This is a genomic window from Streptomyces sp. NPDC059003 (genome assembly GCF_042740445.1).
In the GTDB taxonomy this organism is placed as follows: domain Bacteria; phylum Actinomycetota; class Actinomycetes; order Streptomycetales; family Streptomycetaceae; genus Streptomyces.
In genome coordinates this window covers 1-16,265 of record NZ_JBHYJH010000039.1, presented here as the reverse complement: position 1 = coordinate 16,265, position 16,265 = coordinate 1, and the positions used below count along the sequence as shown (strand labels likewise).

Below are 16,265 nucleotides of genomic sequence, written 5' to 3'. Positions count from 1 at the left end.
CGAGCCCCAGGTTCATACTCTTGACCGCTGGTCCAGACCTTTCTATTCTCGCCGCACTGCGGTGGGCACAGGACGTGCACAGAGTGTCCACGGGCGTCGCAGGGTTCCACCCGTTCCACACCCCCACTCAGGAACAGCCAGGAACTCACCCAGGAGCACACCTTGCGCGTCAAACTCCCGTCCAGACACCGGCTGACCGCGGGGCTCACCACCCTGCTGCTGCCGCTCGCCACCCTCGTCGCGCTCTCGGGACCCGCCGAGGCCGCACCGGACGCACCCTCCAAGGCCGCCGCGAACGCCACCGCCACGTACGAGAAGACCCAGGACTGGGGCACCGGTTTCGAGGGCAAGTGGACGATCAAGAACACCGGCACCGCCTCGATCAACGGCTGGACCGTCGAGTGGGACTTCCCCTCCGGCACCCGCGTCGCCTCCGCCTGGGACGCCACCGTCACCAACTCCGGTGACCACTGGACCGCCAAGAACGTCGGCTGGAACGGGTCGCTCGCCCCCGGCGCCTCCGTCTCCTTCGGGTTCAACGGCACCGGCGAGGGCAACCCCTCGGGCTGCAAGCTCAACGGCGAGAGCTGCGACGGCGGCGGCCAGCCCGGCGACAACCCGCCCTCCGCCCCCGGCACCCCGACCGCGTCCGACATCACCAACACCTCGGTGAAGCTGGACTGGAAGCCCGCCACCGACGACAAGGGCGTCAAGAACTACGACGTCCTGCGCGACGGCGCCAAGGTCGCGACGGTGACCGGTACCGCGTACGCGGACTCCGGGCTCACGGCCGGCACCGACTACTCGTACAGCGTCCAGGCCCGCGACACCGCGGACCAGACGGGCCCCGCCAGCGGCTCCGTGAAGGTGCGCACCACCGGCGGCGGCAACCCCGACCCCGGCGACAAGGTGAAGATGGGCTACTTCACCAACTGGGGCATCTACCAGCGCAACTACCACGTGAAGAACATCGTGAGCTCCGGCTCCGCCGAGAAGATCACGCACATCAACTACGCCTTCGGCAACGTCCAGGGCGGCAAGTGCACCATCGGCGACTCCTTCGCGGACTACGAGAAGTCCTACACCGCCGATCAGTCCGTGGACGGCGTGGCCGACACCTGGGACCAGCCGCTGCGCGGCAACTTCAACCAGCTGCGCAAGCTGAAGGCCAAGTACCCGCACATCAAGGTCCTCTGGTCGTTCGGCGGCTGGACCTGGTCCGGCGGCTTCACCGAGGCCATGAAGAACCCGGCGGCGTTCGCGGACTCCTGCTACAAGCTGGTCGAGGACCCGCGCTGGGCCGACGTCTTCGACGGCATCGACCTGGACTGGGAGTACCCGAACGCGTGCGGCCTCAGCTGTGACACCTCGGGCCCGGCCGTGATGAAGACGATGATGCAGGCGTTCCGCGCCAAGTTCGGCGCGAACAACCTGGTCACCGCCGCCATCACCGCCGACGCCTCCCCCGGCGGAAAGATCGACTCCGCCGACTACGGCGGCGCCGCGAGCTACGCCGACTGGTACAACGTGATGACCTACGACTTCTTCGGCGCCTGGGACGCGAAGGGCCCCACGGCCCCGCACTCGCCGCTCACCGACTACCCGGGCATCCCCCGCGACGGCTTCAACTCGGCGGCGGCGATCGCCAAGCTGAAGGCCAAGGGCGTGCCGTCGAAGAAGCTCCTGCTCGGCATCGGCTTCTACGGCCGCGGCTGGACGGGCGTGACCCAGAAGGAGCCGGGCGGCACCGCGACCGGACCCGCCGCGGGCACGTACGAGCAGGGCTTCGAGGACTACAAGGTCCTGAAGAACTCCTGCCCGTCCAACGGCACCGTCGGCGGCACGGGCTACGCCCACTGCGGCAGCAACTGGTGGGCGTACGACACCCCGGCGACCATCCGCGCCAAGATGGCCTGGGCCAAGGAGCAGGGGCTCGGCGGCGCCTTCTTCTGGGAGTTCAGCGGCGACACCGCGAACGGTGAGCTGGTGAACGCCATCCACGAGGGCCTGAAGTAGCACCGCGGCCGGTCGGCCTCATCGGCCCGACCGGCCCCTGTGGCCTCAACGGCCTTCCCTGGACGAAGCCGGGGAGACAGGAACGCCCCCTGTCTCCCCGGCTTCTTCGTCACCGGCCCCGGTCGGCCGACGCGTAGGTGCCCCGGCCGCCGTACGCGCCTTGGTCGCCGTACCCGTCCTGATCGCCGTACACCTCGTGACCCGGGGCCCTGCGGTGCCCGCCGCCGGACCTCCCGGACGTCCCCCGGCCCGACCGCGCGGGCCACCAGGTGGCCCCGCGGAGCAGCGCCATCACCGCGGGCACCAGCACGATCGACAGGACCAGCGAGGACAGGCCGATGCCGAGCGCGGTGACGACGCCGATCTCCTGGGTCGCCGGGGACGGGTTGACGGCCAGGCTCGCGAAGGACCCGGCGAGGACGACTCCGGCGGTCACGATGGCCGGTGCCGTGTGGCGCACTGCGGCGGCCACCGCCTGCCGGGCCGGGCCAGGACGCCCCATCTCCTCCCGGATGCGGTCGCTGATCAGGATGTTGTAGTCGGTGCCGAGCGCGACGACGAACAGGAAGAGCACCAGGGGCAGCGTGAAGGACACCCCCGGCCGGTCGAGCACGTGCTGGAAGATCAGCACCCCGGACCCGAGCGTCGCCGTGAAGCCGAGCCCGATGGCGGCCATGAGGACCAGCGGCGCCAGCAGGCTGCGCAGCAGGACGATCAGGATCACGGCGATCAGGGCGGCCGCCACGGGGAAGACCACGCGCAGGTCCTTCGACACCGCTTCGGACACGTCCGAGAAGATCGCGGCCTGACCGGACACATGCGCCTCGGTGCCGGGCGGCGCCTGCCGCGCGACGACGGGCCGGACCTCGTCGGAGACCAGGTCGCGGGCGCGCTGCGACTGCACGTCGACGCTCAGGTAGAAGTCGACCTTGGCGGCCGTGTGCCGCTTGTTCAGTACGGGCTCCGCGACCCGGCCGACGCCCTTGACCGCCTTCAGCTCCTTGGTCAGGCCCTTGAGCCCGGCCCGGTCGATCCGGACGTCCTTGGCACCCTTGCCCTCGGCCGCGACGTACACGGTGTGCGGGCTGTCCACGCCGCCGGGCAGGGCGCGGGAGATCTCCCGCGCGGTCACCGCCGCGGGCGTGTCGTCCGGGCCCGCGTCCTGGCCGTAGTCCATCTTCATGCCGAGGACGCCGGCGCTCAGCGCGCAGAGCAGGCCCACGGAGGCGGCCACGAAGAGGAAGGGGCGGCGCGACACCCGCTCCCCGAGCCGCGCGCTCATACCCGCGCGCGGCTCCTTGCGCAGCGCCCGCGACGGCCAGAACATCCGGCGCCCGGACACGGCGAGCAGCGCGGGCATCAGCGTGAGGCTGGCCAGGAGCATCACCAGGACACACACGGCGATGGCCGGGCCGAGCACCTTGAACTGGCCGAAGCTCGCGATGCCGAGCGTGGCGAAGGCCGCCACGATGGTGAGCGCGGCGGAGGCGATGGCCGCGCCGACCCGGCCCGCGCAGCGCGCCGCCACGTCCCGGGGCCGCCCGTCGGGGTCCTCGCGCAGCAGCTCGCGGAAGCGGAACAGCAGAAACAGGAAGTAGTCGATGCCGATGCCGAGCAGGACCACGGTGATCAGGGACGGCGTCGAGGCGTCGATCCTGAAGTCGCACAGCAGGGCCGTGCCGACCACGGCGCCGGTCGCGGCGCCACCGATGATCGTGACCGCGAGGAGCGGCAGGAACGCGGCGAGGACGCTGCGGAAGGCGAGCACGTTCAGGAGCACGATCAGCCCGGCGGTGAGCATCCCGACCAGCTTCTCGGTGTCCTCCTGGGCCTCCGTCGAGTCGGACAGGTCCGCTATCCCGCCGGTGAACCCGGTGCGCAGCCCGTCCCGGCCGAACTCCTTCTCCGCGTGGTCGCGGACCTCCCGGTAGAGCTCCTGGAGCGCCGGGTCGTTCTTGTTGCCCTCCAGCGAGACGGAGACGAGGCGGAACGACCGGTCCGGCGCGTCGCTGAGCGGCTTCACGACCGGGGTCTGGTCGTGGTCGGTCAGCAGGAACTTGGGCATGTCGTCCGGGTTGGGCGTCTTCAGGCGCAGCTTGCCGAGGTCCGCCGCGAGCTTGTCGATGCGCTGCCGGTCGCCCTCGCGGAGCTTGTGGCCGTCCTCGCGGGCGACGAGCATCGTGACGGCGTTGTCGTCGGGCTTCGCCCCGAACTCGTCCTCGGCGATCCCCAGCGCGGCCGCCGAGTCGTACGACTTCGGCAGGAAGCTGCCGACGTCGGGCTCGGTGACGCTCTGCATCCTGGCCTGGCCGAGCATGGTCAGGGCGAGCCCCGCCACCAGCCACAGCAGGATGACCTTCCAGGCGTTGCGGGTGGCACAGGCGGTCAAGCGTCTGATCACGGTTCCTCCGGCGGGTGGGGTCGAGCCCGGTCCCACCGGGCCCCTCCAGAAGATCACCGGGACCACCGCCGGCACGTCGCCCCGCACGACGAACCGGCGCCGGGACCAGAGCCGTGCCGCACCACCCGACCAGGACCCAGCTCCCACCCCCGCCCTCCCCCCGAAGGAGGACGCCGCGAAAAACACCGCCGCCGCGCACGAGCCGAAGCCCGTGCGCGGCGGCAGGGAAAGGATGCGTACGAGACGTACGGGGTGTACGAGGTGTACGAGAAGTACGAGGCGTACGTGGCGTCAGGCCACGTTGACCCGCTGGCCCGGAGGCGCCGCTTCCAGCCAGGCGAGGAAGCCGGTGAGCGCGTCCTCACTCATGGCCAGTTCCAGTCGCACGCCCCGGTGCAGACAGCCGAGCACGATCGCGTCGGAGAGCAGCGCGAGCTCCTCCTCGCCGTCGGGCGCGCGCCGGTCGACGACCTCGATCGCCGAGCGCTCCAGGATGCGGCGGGGCCTCGGCGCGTACGAGAAGACCCGGAACCACTCGATCCGGTCACCGTTGTAGCGGGCCACTCCGTACCCCCAGCCCTTGCCGGAGGTGTCGGGGGCCTCGTCGGGGCCGGGCGCGGGCCATCGCAGGCTGCAGTCGAACGTACCCCCGGAGCGCTGGATGAGCCTGCGGCGCAGCCCGAAGACGAAGAGCCCCAGCAACACCAGCGCGATCAACGCAAGTCCGCACACGAGCAGAACGAGGATCATCGGCACCGACCTCCTCGCCTCACTACAGTCTCAACACGACTTCCCGAAACGGACCGAACTACCGCACCCGAAAAAGCACCCGCATTGCCGCAGCCGCGACCCGGTCCGGAAGGTTCCGGACCTGGCCGCGGCTGAGTCACGTTACGCCGCGCGCTGGGGTCAGCGCGCCGCCACCGCACGCAGTCGGACATCGGCGCGCCGCTCCGCGGAGGCGTCCGCCTCCGACTTGGCACGCTCGAGCGCCCGCTCCGCACGCTGGACGTCGATCTCGTCGGAGAGCTCGGCGATCTCGGCGAGCAGCGACAGCTTGTTGTCCGCGAACGAGATGAATCCGCCGTGCACCGCGGCGACGACGGTGCCGCCGTCACTCGTACGAATGGTCACCGGGCCCGACTCCAGCACACCGAGCAGCGGCTGGTGACCGGGCATGACGCCGATGTCGCCGGACGTGGTGCGCGCGACGACCAGGGTGGCCTCGCCGGACCAGACGCTGCGGTCCGCGGCGACCAGCTCGACATGCAGCTCAGCAGCCAAGGGTGGCTCCTCGGGTCACCACCCGGCGGTTCAGCCGGGTGTTGGGTCAAATTCTAGTAGGCGTGGGAGGAGGGGCGGGAACGCGGTCCCTCTCGGGCCGCGCCCGCCCCTCCCCCAGGAGTCACATGACTCAGGAGACGCCGAGCTCCTTGGCGTTGGCCTTGAGGTCGTCGAGGCCACCGCACATGAAGAACGCCTGCTCGGGGAAGTGGTCGTACTCGCCGTCGCAGATCGCGTTGAACGCCGTGATCGACTCGTCCAGCGGGACGTCCGAACCGTCGACGCCGGTGAACTGCTTGGCGACGTGCGTGTTCTGCGACAGGAAGCGCTCCACGCGACGGGCGCGGGAGACGACCAGCTTGTCCTCCTCGCCGAGCTCGTCGATGCCGAGGATGGCGATGATGTCCTGGAGGTCCTTGTACTTCTGCAGGATGTTCTTGACCCGCATGGCGGTGTCGTAGTGGTCCTGCGCGATGTACCGCGGGTCCAGGATGCGGGACGTGGAGTCCAGCGGGTCCACGGCCGGGTAGATGCCCTTCTCGGAGATCGGACGGGAGAGCACCGTCGTCGCGTCGAGGTGGGCGAACGTGGTGGCCGGGGCCGGGTCGGTCAGGTCGTCCGCGGGGACGTAGATCGCCTGCATCGAGGTGATCGAGTGACCACGGGTCGAGGTGATGCGCTCCTGGAGGAGACCCATCTCGTCGGCCAGGTTCGGCTGGTAGCCCACCGCGGAGGGCATGCGGCCGAGCAGGGTCGACACCTCGGAACCGGCCTGCGTGAAGCGGAAGATGTTGTCGATGAAGAACAGCACGTCCTGCTTCTGCACATCGCGGAAGTACTCCGCCATGGTCAGACCGGCGAGGGCCACGCGCAGACGCGTCCCCGGCGGCTCGTCCATCTGGCCGAAGACAAGGGCGGTCTTGTCGATGACGCCCGAGTCCGACATCTCCTCGATGAGGTCGTTGCCCTCACGGGTGCGCTCGCCGACACCGGCGAACACGGAGACACCGTCGTGGTTGTTGGCGACGCGGTAGATCATCTCCTGGATGAGCACCGTCTTGCCGACACCGGCACCACCGAACAGACCGATCTTGCCGCCCTTGACGTACGGGGTCAGCAGGTCGATGACCTTGACGCCGGTCTCGAACATCTCGGTCTTCGACTCGAGCTCGTCGAAGTTCGGGGCCTTGCGGTGGATGGACCAGCGGTCACCCGTGTACTGCTCGTCGACGTTCAGCACCTCACCGAGGGTGTTGAACACCTTGCCCTTGGTGAAGTCGCCGACCGGGACGGTGATGCCGTCGCCGGTGTCGGTGACCGGGGCCTGGCGGACCAGGCCGTCGGTGGGCTGCATGGAGATGGTGCGCACGAGGCCGTCACCGAGGTGCTGGGCGACCTCGAGCGTCAGCGTCTTCTTCTCGCCGTCCTTGGCCGGGTCGGCCACCTCGACGTGAAGGGCGTTGTAGATGTCCGGCATCGCGTCGACGGGGAACTCCACGTCGACGACCGGGCCGATGACCCGGGCGACGCGGCCCGTGGCAACGGCCGTCTCAACAGTGGTCGTCATTACTTGTCACTCCCCGCGGTCGCGTCGGCCAGCGCGGACGCGCCACCAACGATCTCGCTGATTTCCTGGGTGATTTCGGCCTGGCGGGCCGCGTTGGCAAGCCGGGACAGATTGTTGATCAGGTCCCCGGCGTTGTCGGTCGCCGACTTCATCGCGCGGCGCGTGGCGGCGTGCTTGGAGGCAGCCGACTGCAGCAGCGCGTTGTAGATCCGGCTCTCGACGTAGCGCGGAAGGAGGGCGTCGAGGACGTCCTCCGCCGACGGCTCGAAGTCGTACAGCGGAAGGATCTCGCTCTTCGCGTTCGACTCCTCCGCTACCTCTTCGAGGCTGAGCGGCAGCAGCCGGCTGTCGATCGCCGTCTGCGTCATCATCGAGACGAACTCGGTGTAGACGATGTGGAGCTCGTCCACGCCGCCCTCGGCCGTGTCCTTCTCGATGGCCTCGATCAGCGGGGCCGCGACCGTCTTGGCGTCCGCGTACTCGGGCTGGTCGGTGAAGCCGGTCCACTGCTTCGCGATCTTGCGCTCGCGGAAGTTGTAGTGGGCCACACCGCGGCGGCCGACGATGTACGTGTCGACCTCCTTGCCCTCGGCCTCAAGGCGCGCGGTCAGCTGCTCCGCGGCCTTGATCGAGTTGGAGTTGAACGCGCCGGCCAGACCGCGGTCGCTGGTCAGGAGCAGCACGGCGGCACGCGTCGCCGTCTCCGCCTCCGTCGTCAGCGGGTGCTTGGTGTTCGAACCGGTGCCGACCGCCGTGACCGCGCGCGTGAGCTCGGTCGCGTACGGCGTGGAGGCCGCCACCTTGCGCTGCGCCTTGACGACGCGCGAGGCGGCGATCATCTCCATCGCCTTGGTGATCTTCTTGGTCGCCGTGACGGATTTGATGCGACGCTTGTAGACCCGGAGCTGGGCTCCCATGAGTCAGGTCCCTTCCGTCGTCACTTGCCGGCAGCGGCAGGAGCGTCCTCGCCGAGAAGCTTGCCGTCCGAGGTCTCGAACTGCTTCTTGAACTCGGCGACGGCGTCACCGATGGCGGTGATCGTGTCGTCGGACATCTTGGCGCCCTCCTTGATGGAGGTGAGCAGACCCTGCTCCTTGCGGTGCAGGTAGTCCAGGAGCTCGCGCTCGAAGCGGCGGATGTCGGCGACGGGCACGTCGTCCATCTTGCCGGTGGTGCCGGCCCAGATGGAGACGACCTGGTCCTCGGTGGCCATCGGCTGGTACTGGGCCTGCTTCAGGAGCTCGACCATGCGCTGACCGCGCTCCAGCTGCGCCTTCGACGCGGCGTCCAGGTCGGAACCGAAGGCGGCGAACGCCTCCAGCTCACGGAACTGGGCGAGGTCGACGCGGAGTCGGCCGGAGACCTGGCGGATCGCCTTGTGCTGCGCGGAACCACCGACTCGGGAGACGGAGATACCGACGTTCAGGGCGGGGCGCTGACCGGCGTTGAACAGGTCCGACTCCAGGAAGCACTGGCCGTCGGTGATGGAGATGACGTTGGTCGGGATGAACGCCGACACGTCGTTCGCCTTGGTCTCGACGATCGGCAGACCGGTCATCGAGCCCTTGCCCATCTCGTCCGAGAGCTTCGCGCAGCGCTCGAGCAGGCGGGAGTGCAGGTAGAAGACGTCACCGGGGTAGGCCTCGCGCCCCGGCGGACGACGGAGCAGCAGGGACACGGCGCGGTAGGCGTCGGCCTGCTTCGAGAGGTCGTCGAAGATGATGAGGACGTGCTTGCCCTCGTACATCCACTGCTGGCCGATGGCCGAACCGGTGTAGGGGGCCAGGTACTTGAAGCCCGCCGGGTCGGACGCCGGGGCGGCGACGATGGTCGTGTACTCCAGCGCGCCGGCCTCTTCCAGGGCACCGCGCACGGAGGCGATGGTGGAGCCCTTCTGGCCGATGGCGACGTAGATGCAGCGCACCTGCTTGTTCACGTCGCCGGAGCGCCAGTTGTCGCGCTGGTTGATGATCGTGTCGACGGCCAGGGCGGTCTTGCCCGTCTGGCGGTCGCCAATGATCAGCTGGCGCTGACCACGGCCGATCGGGGTCATGGCGTCGACGGCCTTGTAGCCCGTCTCCATCGGCTCGTGCACCGACTTGCGCTCCATGACCGTGGGGGCCTGCAGCTCAAGGGCGCGACGCCCGCTGGTCTCGATGTCGCCGAGGCCGTCGATCGGGTTGCCGAGCGGGTCGACGACGCGGCCGAGGTAGCCCTCGCCCACCGCGACCGACAGGACCTCGCCGGTGCGCTGCACCGACTGGCCCTCCTCGATGCCGCTGAACTCACCGAGGACGATCGAACCGATCTCGCGCTCTTCCAGGTTCAGCGCGAGACCGAGGGTGCCGTCCTCGAACTTCAGCAGTTCGTTGGCCATGGCCGAGGGCAGGCCCTCGACCTTCGCGATGCCATCGCCGGCCAGGGTGACCGTACCGACCTCCTCGCGCGAGGCCGCGTCCGGCTTGTACGCCTGGACAAAGTTCTCCAGCGCGTCCCGGATCTCCTCCGGCCGGATCGTGAGCTCCGCCATCTGGGTTCCCTGCTCTCCTTGTTGGGCCCGAAGTTTCACTTGGGGGGGATGGGGACTCCCCCCTGTAAGAGGTGAATCCTCTGCACGGCCCAACGCGGGCCGTTCGGTCTTGCTTGTTGAGTTGCTAGCCCGCCATGCGGCGGTGCGCGTCCTCGATGCGGTCCGCGATGGAGCCGTTGATGACTTCGTCGCCCACCTGCACCCGGATCCCGCCGAGGACCTCGGGGTCCACGTCCAGGTTCAGGTGCATCTGACGCCCGTAGATCTTGGCGAGCGCGGCGCCGAGTCGCTGCTTCTGCTGGTCCGACAGCGGAACGGCGGAAGTGACGACGGCGACCATGCGCTCCCGGCGGTCCGCGGCCAGCTTGGAGAGGGACTCGAGTCCCGCTTCCAGGCTACGTCCACGGGGCACGGTCACAAGACGCTCGACGAGACGCTCCGTGGTCGCCGCCGCCTTGCCGCCGAGCAGGCTGCGCAGCAGCTCGCCCTTGGCCGTCGCGGTGGCGGCGCGGTCGGTGAGGGCCGCCCGCAGCTCGGTGCTGGAGGCGACGATCCGACCGAAGCGGAACAGCTCGTCCTCGACCGTGTCCAGCGCGCCCGACTTCTGCGCGGCGGTCAGGTCGGCGACGTCCGCCAGCTCCTCCAGGGCGTCCACCAGGTCGCGCGAGGCGGACCAGCGGGAGCGGACCATGCCGGCCACCAGGTCGGCGGTCTCGCCGCTGACCTTGTCGCCGAGCAGGCGCCCGGCAAGCTCGGCCTTGGCCTCGCCTGCCTGCGCCGGGTCGGTCAGGACCCGACGCAGCGAGACCTCCCGGTCGAGCAGCGCGGTGACGGCGGCCAGCTCGTCCGCGAGCCGGGCCGCGTCCACCGCGGTGTTGTCCGTCAGCGCGTCGAGGCGCTCGCGCGCGGCGGCAAGCGCCTCGCGGCTCGCTCCATGCGCTGTCATCGAGTCGCCTCGGCCTTCGTCGCCTTCTCGTCGAGCTCGTCGAGGAAGCGGTCGATGGTGCGGCTCTGGCGGGCGTGGTCCTCGAGGGACTCGCCGACGAGCTTGCCGGCCAGTTCGGTGGCCAGCTGGCCCACGTCCTGGCGCAGCGCCTGCGCGGCGGCCTTGCGGTCGGCCTCGATCTGGGAGTGACCGGCGGCGACGATCTCCTCGCGCTGCCGCTGGCCCTCGGCCCGCATCTCGGCGATGAGCTGGGCGCCCTGCTCCTGCGCCTCCTGGCGCAGTCGCGCGGCCTCGTGCCGTGCCTCGGCGAGCTGAGCCTTGTACTGCTCAAGAACGCTCTGGGCCTCGGTCTGGGCGGCCTCGGCCTTCTCGATACCGCCTTCGATCGCCTCCCGGCGCTCTTCCAGAACCTTGTTGATGTTCGGGAGGAGCTTCTTCCAGAAGAAGAAGAAAACGATGGCGAAGGCAATGGCGCCGACAAGCAGCTCGGGGCCCGGAGGAATAAGCGGGTTCTGCTTCTCCTCGGCCGCCAGCTGAACCAGGTTGGCGATCACATCAGTGCCTTTCGTCGAAAATGTGTCGGTGAGTAGTAATTACTGACCGAACACGAACGGCATAACGATGCCGATGAGGGCGAGCGCCTCACAGAAGGCGAAGCCCAGGATCTGGTTGGCACGGATCAGACCGGCGGCCTCGGGCTGACGGGCCAGGGCCTCGGTGCCCTTACCGAAGACGATGCCGACGCCGATGCCGGGGCCGATCGCGGAGAGGCCGTAGCCGATCGAACCGAGGGAACCGGAAACACCTGCGGCGAGCTCAACAGCGGACATGCTGTCTCTTCCTTCTCTTTCATGGACCGGTGGGGGTTGGCCACCGGGCATCTGGGGGCTTACGGGGTGGGTGGTGTCAGTGGTGCTCGGCGACAGCACCCTGGATGTACGAGCAGGCGAGGAGCACGAAGACGTACGCCTGGACGGCCTGCACGAAGAGTTCGAAGCAGATCATCGCGACGGTCATCACGAAGGAGACGCCGGCCGCCGGGATCATCCAGCTGTTCAGCAGGTACCAGGAAGCGACGGTGAACATCACCAGCATCAGGTGACCGGCGAACATGTTGGCGAAGAGTCGCACGGAGTGCGTGAAGGGACGCACCAGCAGGTTCGAGAAGAACTCGATGAACGACACCAGCCACTTGATCGGGCCGAGCGAGTTGTCGTAGCCGGTGATGTTCTTCCAGCCGCCCACGAAGCCGTGGCGCTTGAAGGTCAGCGGCACCCAGATCAGGTACGTGATGACCGCGAGCACGACCGGGTACGCGAAGACCGACGAGACCGGGAACTGCGAGAGCGGGATCACGGACCAGATGTTCATGATCCAGATGAAGAAGAACATCGAGACCATGAGGGGGACGTACTTCTCGCCCTCCTTCTTGCCCAGGGTCTCGTAGACGATGCCGCGGCGCACGAAGTCGTAGCCGGCCTCGCCGATCATCTGGAGCTTGCCCGGCACGACCTTGGCCTTGCCGAAGGCGGCGTAGAAGAAGGTGATGACGACCAGGGTCGTGAGCAGCGCGAGCAGCATCACCTTGTTGAACTCGAACCCGCCGACCTCGAAGATCGGCTTGAACAGGAACGAGTGCAGGCCCGGAGCCGGGAAGCCACAGCCGTTGTCGGACATGATCCGACAGCTCCAGTCAAAGGCGAGCTCAGTTTGTTCAGCACTCACCGCGGGCTCCTTCGGCGTGAAGCATGGGTACGGCAACCTCGTTGTCGAGTCGGCGCGGCACGCGGCCGCGGATCGGCACCGGACTGGTGTTTCGGAAGTGTGAGCGGCGGTCAGGCATCGAGCCTCGCGATGGTGCAGGCGTCAGCTCAGATGCCCGCGCCTGCAGTGCCGCAGTTGGCACCGGACGATAGCAGCATCTCGAACGGGCATTTATCCCGGCCCTACCTCTCACGTCTCCGACCCCGACTTCTCCGGCTTGTCGCCCTTCTGGGAGACGGCGGCCGGGGAAGGTTCGGGTTCGGGTTCGACGTAGAGGATCTTGGCCTTCATGTGCGCGCGAGCCTGCGACGCCATCCAGGCGACGGTGGCGATGACGAGAGCGAGCGCGAAGGACTTCGGGTTGAACGCGGTGGTGTCCTTGAACAGACCCACGAAGATGAGAAGCAGCAGCAACTGAGCGACGTAGAGCATCATGCCCATCGCCTGGAACAGCTGCGGAAGCGATTTTGCCGTCCGTTGCAGGACGAACAGGCCGAGCCCCATGAAAGCGATGACCACCAGCGTGCCGATGACGGCGCCGAGCGCCCCCTTGCCGCCCGCGACCACACCACTGACCACGGCGACGATCGCGCCGGCGGCAGCGGTGGGAACGGCGGACTGCAGGAGAGTCCGGGTGTCTTGAGACGGCATGGCGGCAACTCCGCTTACTGATGGGGGCAGGGTGTCGTCATGGACGAGCGTAGACCCGGGCCGAGCGGGGTCCTCGGTCCAAGAGACCGTCGCACTACGGTCTTTCGGCTCTGTCGCCGGGTCTCGTGAACCGTATCACAAACTATTTGATGAGGTCTTTACCTGTCAGGTGTGCTCGGTGTCACACATGAGAAGTAGTCCGCGCGTCTGTGCATGCGGGCGGGCAACTTGTCTGGTAATGGACCGCTTTGCCGTCGCACGTCAACGCGACGAACCCGCCTTGCGCCACTCCTGGAAGCGCGAGCGGGTGCCGATCGCTGTCGCGCCGTTGACGCCCGCGCCCACCGGGGGGCGCTCTTCCGCCGCGCCGTCGGCCGCCGTGCCCGCCCCGTGCGCGGAGTCGGCGGTGACGGCGGCCCCGGCCGGGTCGGCGGTCGTCGCTTCGGGTGTGCCGGTCGCTCGGCTGCGGCGGTAGCGCGGGGGTACGAAGCCCTCGGCCCAGCCTGGCGTGTGCGGGGTGAACCGCGGGAGCAGGAGCAGGCCGAGGCCGACCGCACTGAGGGCGACGATCAGGAGCAGGATCCACATGTTCGTCGAGTGCACCGAGTACGCGACGGTGCCGAAGGCGATGAGGGCCGACCAGAAGTACATGATCAGGACGGCGCGGCTGTGCGAGTGGCCGACCTCCAGGAGCCGGTGGTGCAGATGGCCGCGGTCGGCGGCGAACGGCGACTGGCCCTTCCAGGTGCGGCGCACGATGGCGAGCACCAGGTCCGCGAACGGGATCGCGATGATCGTCAGCGGCATCAGGAGCGGGATGAAGACGGGGAGCATCGCGTGCGTGGCGTCGCGGGTGCCGCCGAGGTTCAGCTTCATCGCGTCCGGGTCGACCTGGCCCGTGATGGAGATGGCGCCGGCGGCGAGCACCAGGCCGATGAGCATCGAGCCCGAGTCGCCCATGAAGATCCGGGCGGGGTGCATGTTGTGCGGCAGGAAGCCCAGGCACATGCCCATGAGGATGGCCGCGAAGAGCGTGGCGGGGGCGGCGGCCTCGATGCCGTAGCCGTACCAGATCCGGTACGCGTACATGAAGAACGCCGCGGCCGCGATGCACACCATGCCCGCCGCGAGGCCGTCGAGGCCGTCGACGAAGTTCACCGCGTTGATGGTGATGACCACCAGGGCGACCGTCAGGAGCGTGCCCTGCCACTGGGTCAGGGAGACCGTGCCGGCGCCCGGGATGGGCAGCCACAGGATCGTCAGACCCTGCATGACCATGACGCCGGCGGCGATCATCTGGCCGCCGAGCTTGATCAGCGCGTCGATCTCGAACTTGTCGTCCAGGACGCCGATGAGCCAGATCAGGGCCGCGCCGGAGAGCAGCGCGCGCGGCTCGTTCGACTTCGTGAACACCTCGTTGAGGTTGGGCAGGTGGTCGGCGACCAGCAGGCCCGCGCACAGGCCGAAGAACATCGCGATACCGCCGAGCCGGGGCGTCGGCTCCCGGTGCACGTCGCGCGCGCGGATCTCCGGCATGGCACCGGCCACGATCGCGAACTTCCGCACCGGGCCGGTGAGCAGATAGGTCACCGCGGCCGTGATGCAGAGCGTCAGCAGATATTCACGCACGGGCTTCCCCACAGGTATCGCTGGCCATCTCAGCACCACACCCTAGCTTCGCGCGCATAAGGTTGTGGACGCCTGGGTAGCGAGGATCGTTGCACAAGTCCACTACAGCGGCGCGATCTCGCCCGTCCCGGCGACGGGATACGGCGGAAATCTGCCCGCGAGATCCCGCACCGCCCCCCTCACTCCGTCCTCCTCCCGGACCGCGGCGGCGAACAGCGCGGCGATCCGCGCCATCTCACCCTCCCGCATGCCCTGCGTGGTGACGGCCGCCGTACCGAGCCTGAGCCCGCGCCCGTCCCCGGCCGTGACATATGCGGCTCCGCCGCGTGGCAGCGCACAGGTGTCGAGCACCAGCCCCGCCGCGGCCAGCCTGCCGCGGGCCACATGTGCCGCCACCCCGTGCGGCGCCGGGTCGGCGAGGACGAGGTGGGTGTCCGTCCCGCCCGTGCTGATGCCGAACCCCTCCGCCGCGAGCGCGTCCGCCAACACCCTTGCGTTCGCGACGACTTGATGGGCGTACGCGGTGAAGGCGGGCGTCGCCGCCTCGCCGAACGCCACCGCCTTCGCGGCGATCGTGTGCATCTGCGCGCCGCCCTGCGTGAACGGGAACACCGCCCGGTCGACGCGCTCCGCGAGCTGTGCCCCGCACAGGACGAGCCCGCCGCGCGGCCCGCGGAGGACCTTGTGCGTCGTCGCGCACACGATGTCCGCGTACGGCACCGGGCTGGGCGCCGCGCCGCCCGCGACCAGGCCCATGGGGTGGGCGGCGTCCGCGATCAGATGGGCGCCCACGTCGTCGGCCACCTCGCGGAAGGCCGCGTAGTCGATGTGGCGCGGATAGGCGATGGAGCCGCACACGATCGCCTTCGGCCGGTGGGCGCGGGCCAGGGCCCGCACCTGCTCGTAGTCGATGAGCCCGCTCTCCGGGTCGAGCCCGTACCCGATGAACTCGAACCAGCGCCCCGAGAAGTTCGCGGGCGACCCGTGCGTGAGGTGGCCGCCGTACGGCAGGCCCATCGCGAGGACCGTGTCCCCCGGGCGCAGCAGGGCCGCGTACGCCGCGAGCACCGCCGATGAGCCCGAGTGCGGCTGCACGTTGGCGTGCTCCGCGCCGAAGAGGGCCCGGGCGCGGTCCGTGGCGATGCGCTCCGCGACGTCCACGAGCTCGCAGCCGCCGTGGTGGCGGGCTCCTGGGTAGCCCTCGGCGTACTTGTTCGCCAGGGGCGAGCCCAGGGCCGTCAGGACGGCCCTGGAGGTGAAGTTCTCCGCGGCGATCAGCTGGAGGGATGTCGACTGGCGGTCGAGCTCGCCGAGGAGGACGTCGGCGAGTTCGGGGTCTTGGCGGCGCAGCTCCGCGTACGCCGCTGGGGCGGCGGTGTGCGCGGGGGTCGCCGTCGTCATCTTTCCACTGTAGGGCGGGGGGTGGAGGGGCGCGCGTCGTGCGGTCCTCGCGGTGCGCCCCAGACCCGCCCCTTCC

The 16,265-nt window shown here is 69.2% G+C and carries 14 protein-coding genes; 1 reads left to right on the top strand and 13 read right to left on the bottom strand.

Annotation, left to right across the window (positions count from 1 at the left end):
* Positions 1-162 precede the first annotated feature (162 nt).
* Positions 163-2,016, top strand: a complete 1,854-nt coding sequence (locus ACFWZ5_RS16705) for a glycosyl hydrolase family 18 protein (RefSeq protein ID WP_384797088.1) — start codon at positions 163-165, stop codon at positions 2,014-2,016.
* A gap of 109 nt (positions 2,017-2,125) precedes the next feature.
* Here the strand turns inward: ACFWZ5_RS16705 and ACFWZ5_RS16700 are convergent, their stop codons facing one another.
* The 13 genes from ACFWZ5_RS16700 to glyA form a co-directional block, all read right to left on the bottom strand.
* The gene (locus ACFWZ5_RS16700) at positions 2,126-4,417 is read right to left on the bottom strand and encodes an MMPL family transporter (RefSeq protein WP_384797091.1); all 2,292 of its coding nucleotides are present in this window, start codon (positions 4,415-4,417) and stop codon (positions 2,126-2,128) included.
* Positions 4,418-4,708: 291 nt separating this feature from the next.
* A complete protein-coding gene (locus ACFWZ5_RS16695; RefSeq protein ID WP_384797094.1) occupies positions 4,709-5,167 on the bottom strand; it encodes a DUF2550 domain-containing protein in 459 nt (152 codons plus the stop codon).
* A gap of 159 nt (positions 5,168-5,326) precedes the next feature.
* A complete protein-coding gene (locus ACFWZ5_RS16690) occupies positions 5,327-5,701 on the bottom strand; it encodes a F0F1 ATP synthase subunit epsilon (protein ID WP_016643256.1) in 375 nt (124 codons plus the stop codon).
* Between the two features lie 130 nt (positions 5,702-5,831).
* The gene (gene atpD / locus ACFWZ5_RS16685) at positions 5,832-7,268 is read right to left on the bottom strand and encodes a F0F1 ATP synthase subunit beta (protein ID WP_384797098.1); all 1,437 of its coding nucleotides are present in this window, start codon (positions 7,266-7,268) and stop codon (positions 5,832-5,834) included.
* A complete protein-coding gene (locus tag ACFWZ5_RS16680; RefSeq protein WP_384797101.1) occupies positions 7,268-8,185 on the bottom strand; it encodes a F0F1 ATP synthase subunit gamma in 918 nt (305 codons plus the stop codon). Before ACFWZ5_RS16680 ends, atpD begins: the two co-directional genes overlap by 1 nt.
* A gap of 20 nt (positions 8,186-8,205) precedes the next feature.
* Positions 8,206-9,798: a F0F1 ATP synthase subunit alpha gene (gene atpA / locus ACFWZ5_RS16675; protein WP_384797104.1), complete on the bottom strand. Its 1,593-nt coding sequence runs from the start codon at positions 9,796-9,798 to the stop codon at positions 8,206-8,208.
* Between the two features lie 124 nt (positions 9,799-9,922).
* Entirely contained in the window at positions 9,923-10,744 is an 822-nt protein-coding gene (locus ACFWZ5_RS16670; RefSeq protein ID WP_384797107.1) for a F0F1 ATP synthase subunit delta, read from the bottom strand.
* Positions 10,741-11,298, bottom strand: coding sequence for a F0F1 ATP synthase subunit B (locus tag ACFWZ5_RS16665; protein ID WP_030685168.1), 558 nt, complete (start codon positions 11,296-11,298; stop codon positions 10,741-10,743). Before ACFWZ5_RS16665 ends, ACFWZ5_RS16670 begins: the two co-directional genes overlap by 4 nt.
* A 39-nt stretch (positions 11,299-11,337) precedes the next feature.
* Positions 11,338-11,574, bottom strand: a complete 237-nt coding sequence (atpE, locus tag ACFWZ5_RS16660; protein ID WP_030685170.1) for an ATP synthase F0 subunit C — start codon at positions 11,572-11,574, stop codon at positions 11,338-11,340.
* Positions 11,575-11,650: 76 nt separating this feature from the next.
* Positions 11,651-12,421, bottom strand: coding sequence for a F0F1 ATP synthase subunit A (gene atpB, locus ACFWZ5_RS16655; protein ID WP_384797119.1), 771 nt, complete (start codon positions 12,419-12,421; stop codon positions 11,651-11,653).
* A 276-nt stretch (positions 12,422-12,697) separates the two neighbouring features.
* Positions 12,698-13,159 (bottom strand): hypothetical protein, encoded by a 462-nt coding sequence (locus tag ACFWZ5_RS16650; RefSeq protein WP_384797111.1) that lies wholly within the window; start codon positions 13,157-13,159, stop codon positions 12,698-12,700.
* Positions 13,160-13,420: 261 nt separating this feature from the next.
* The gene (locus tag ACFWZ5_RS16645) at positions 13,421-14,788 is read right to left on the bottom strand and encodes an MraY family glycosyltransferase (protein ID WP_384797114.1); all 1,368 of its coding nucleotides are present in this window, start codon (positions 14,786-14,788) and stop codon (positions 13,421-13,423) included.
* Positions 14,789-14,890: 102 nt separating this feature from the next.
* The gene (glyA, locus tag ACFWZ5_RS16640) at positions 14,891-16,189 is read right to left on the bottom strand and encodes a serine hydroxymethyltransferase (protein ID WP_384797116.1); all 1,299 of its coding nucleotides are present in this window, start codon (positions 16,187-16,189) and stop codon (positions 14,891-14,893) included.
* Positions 16,190-16,265 lie beyond the last annotated feature (76 nt).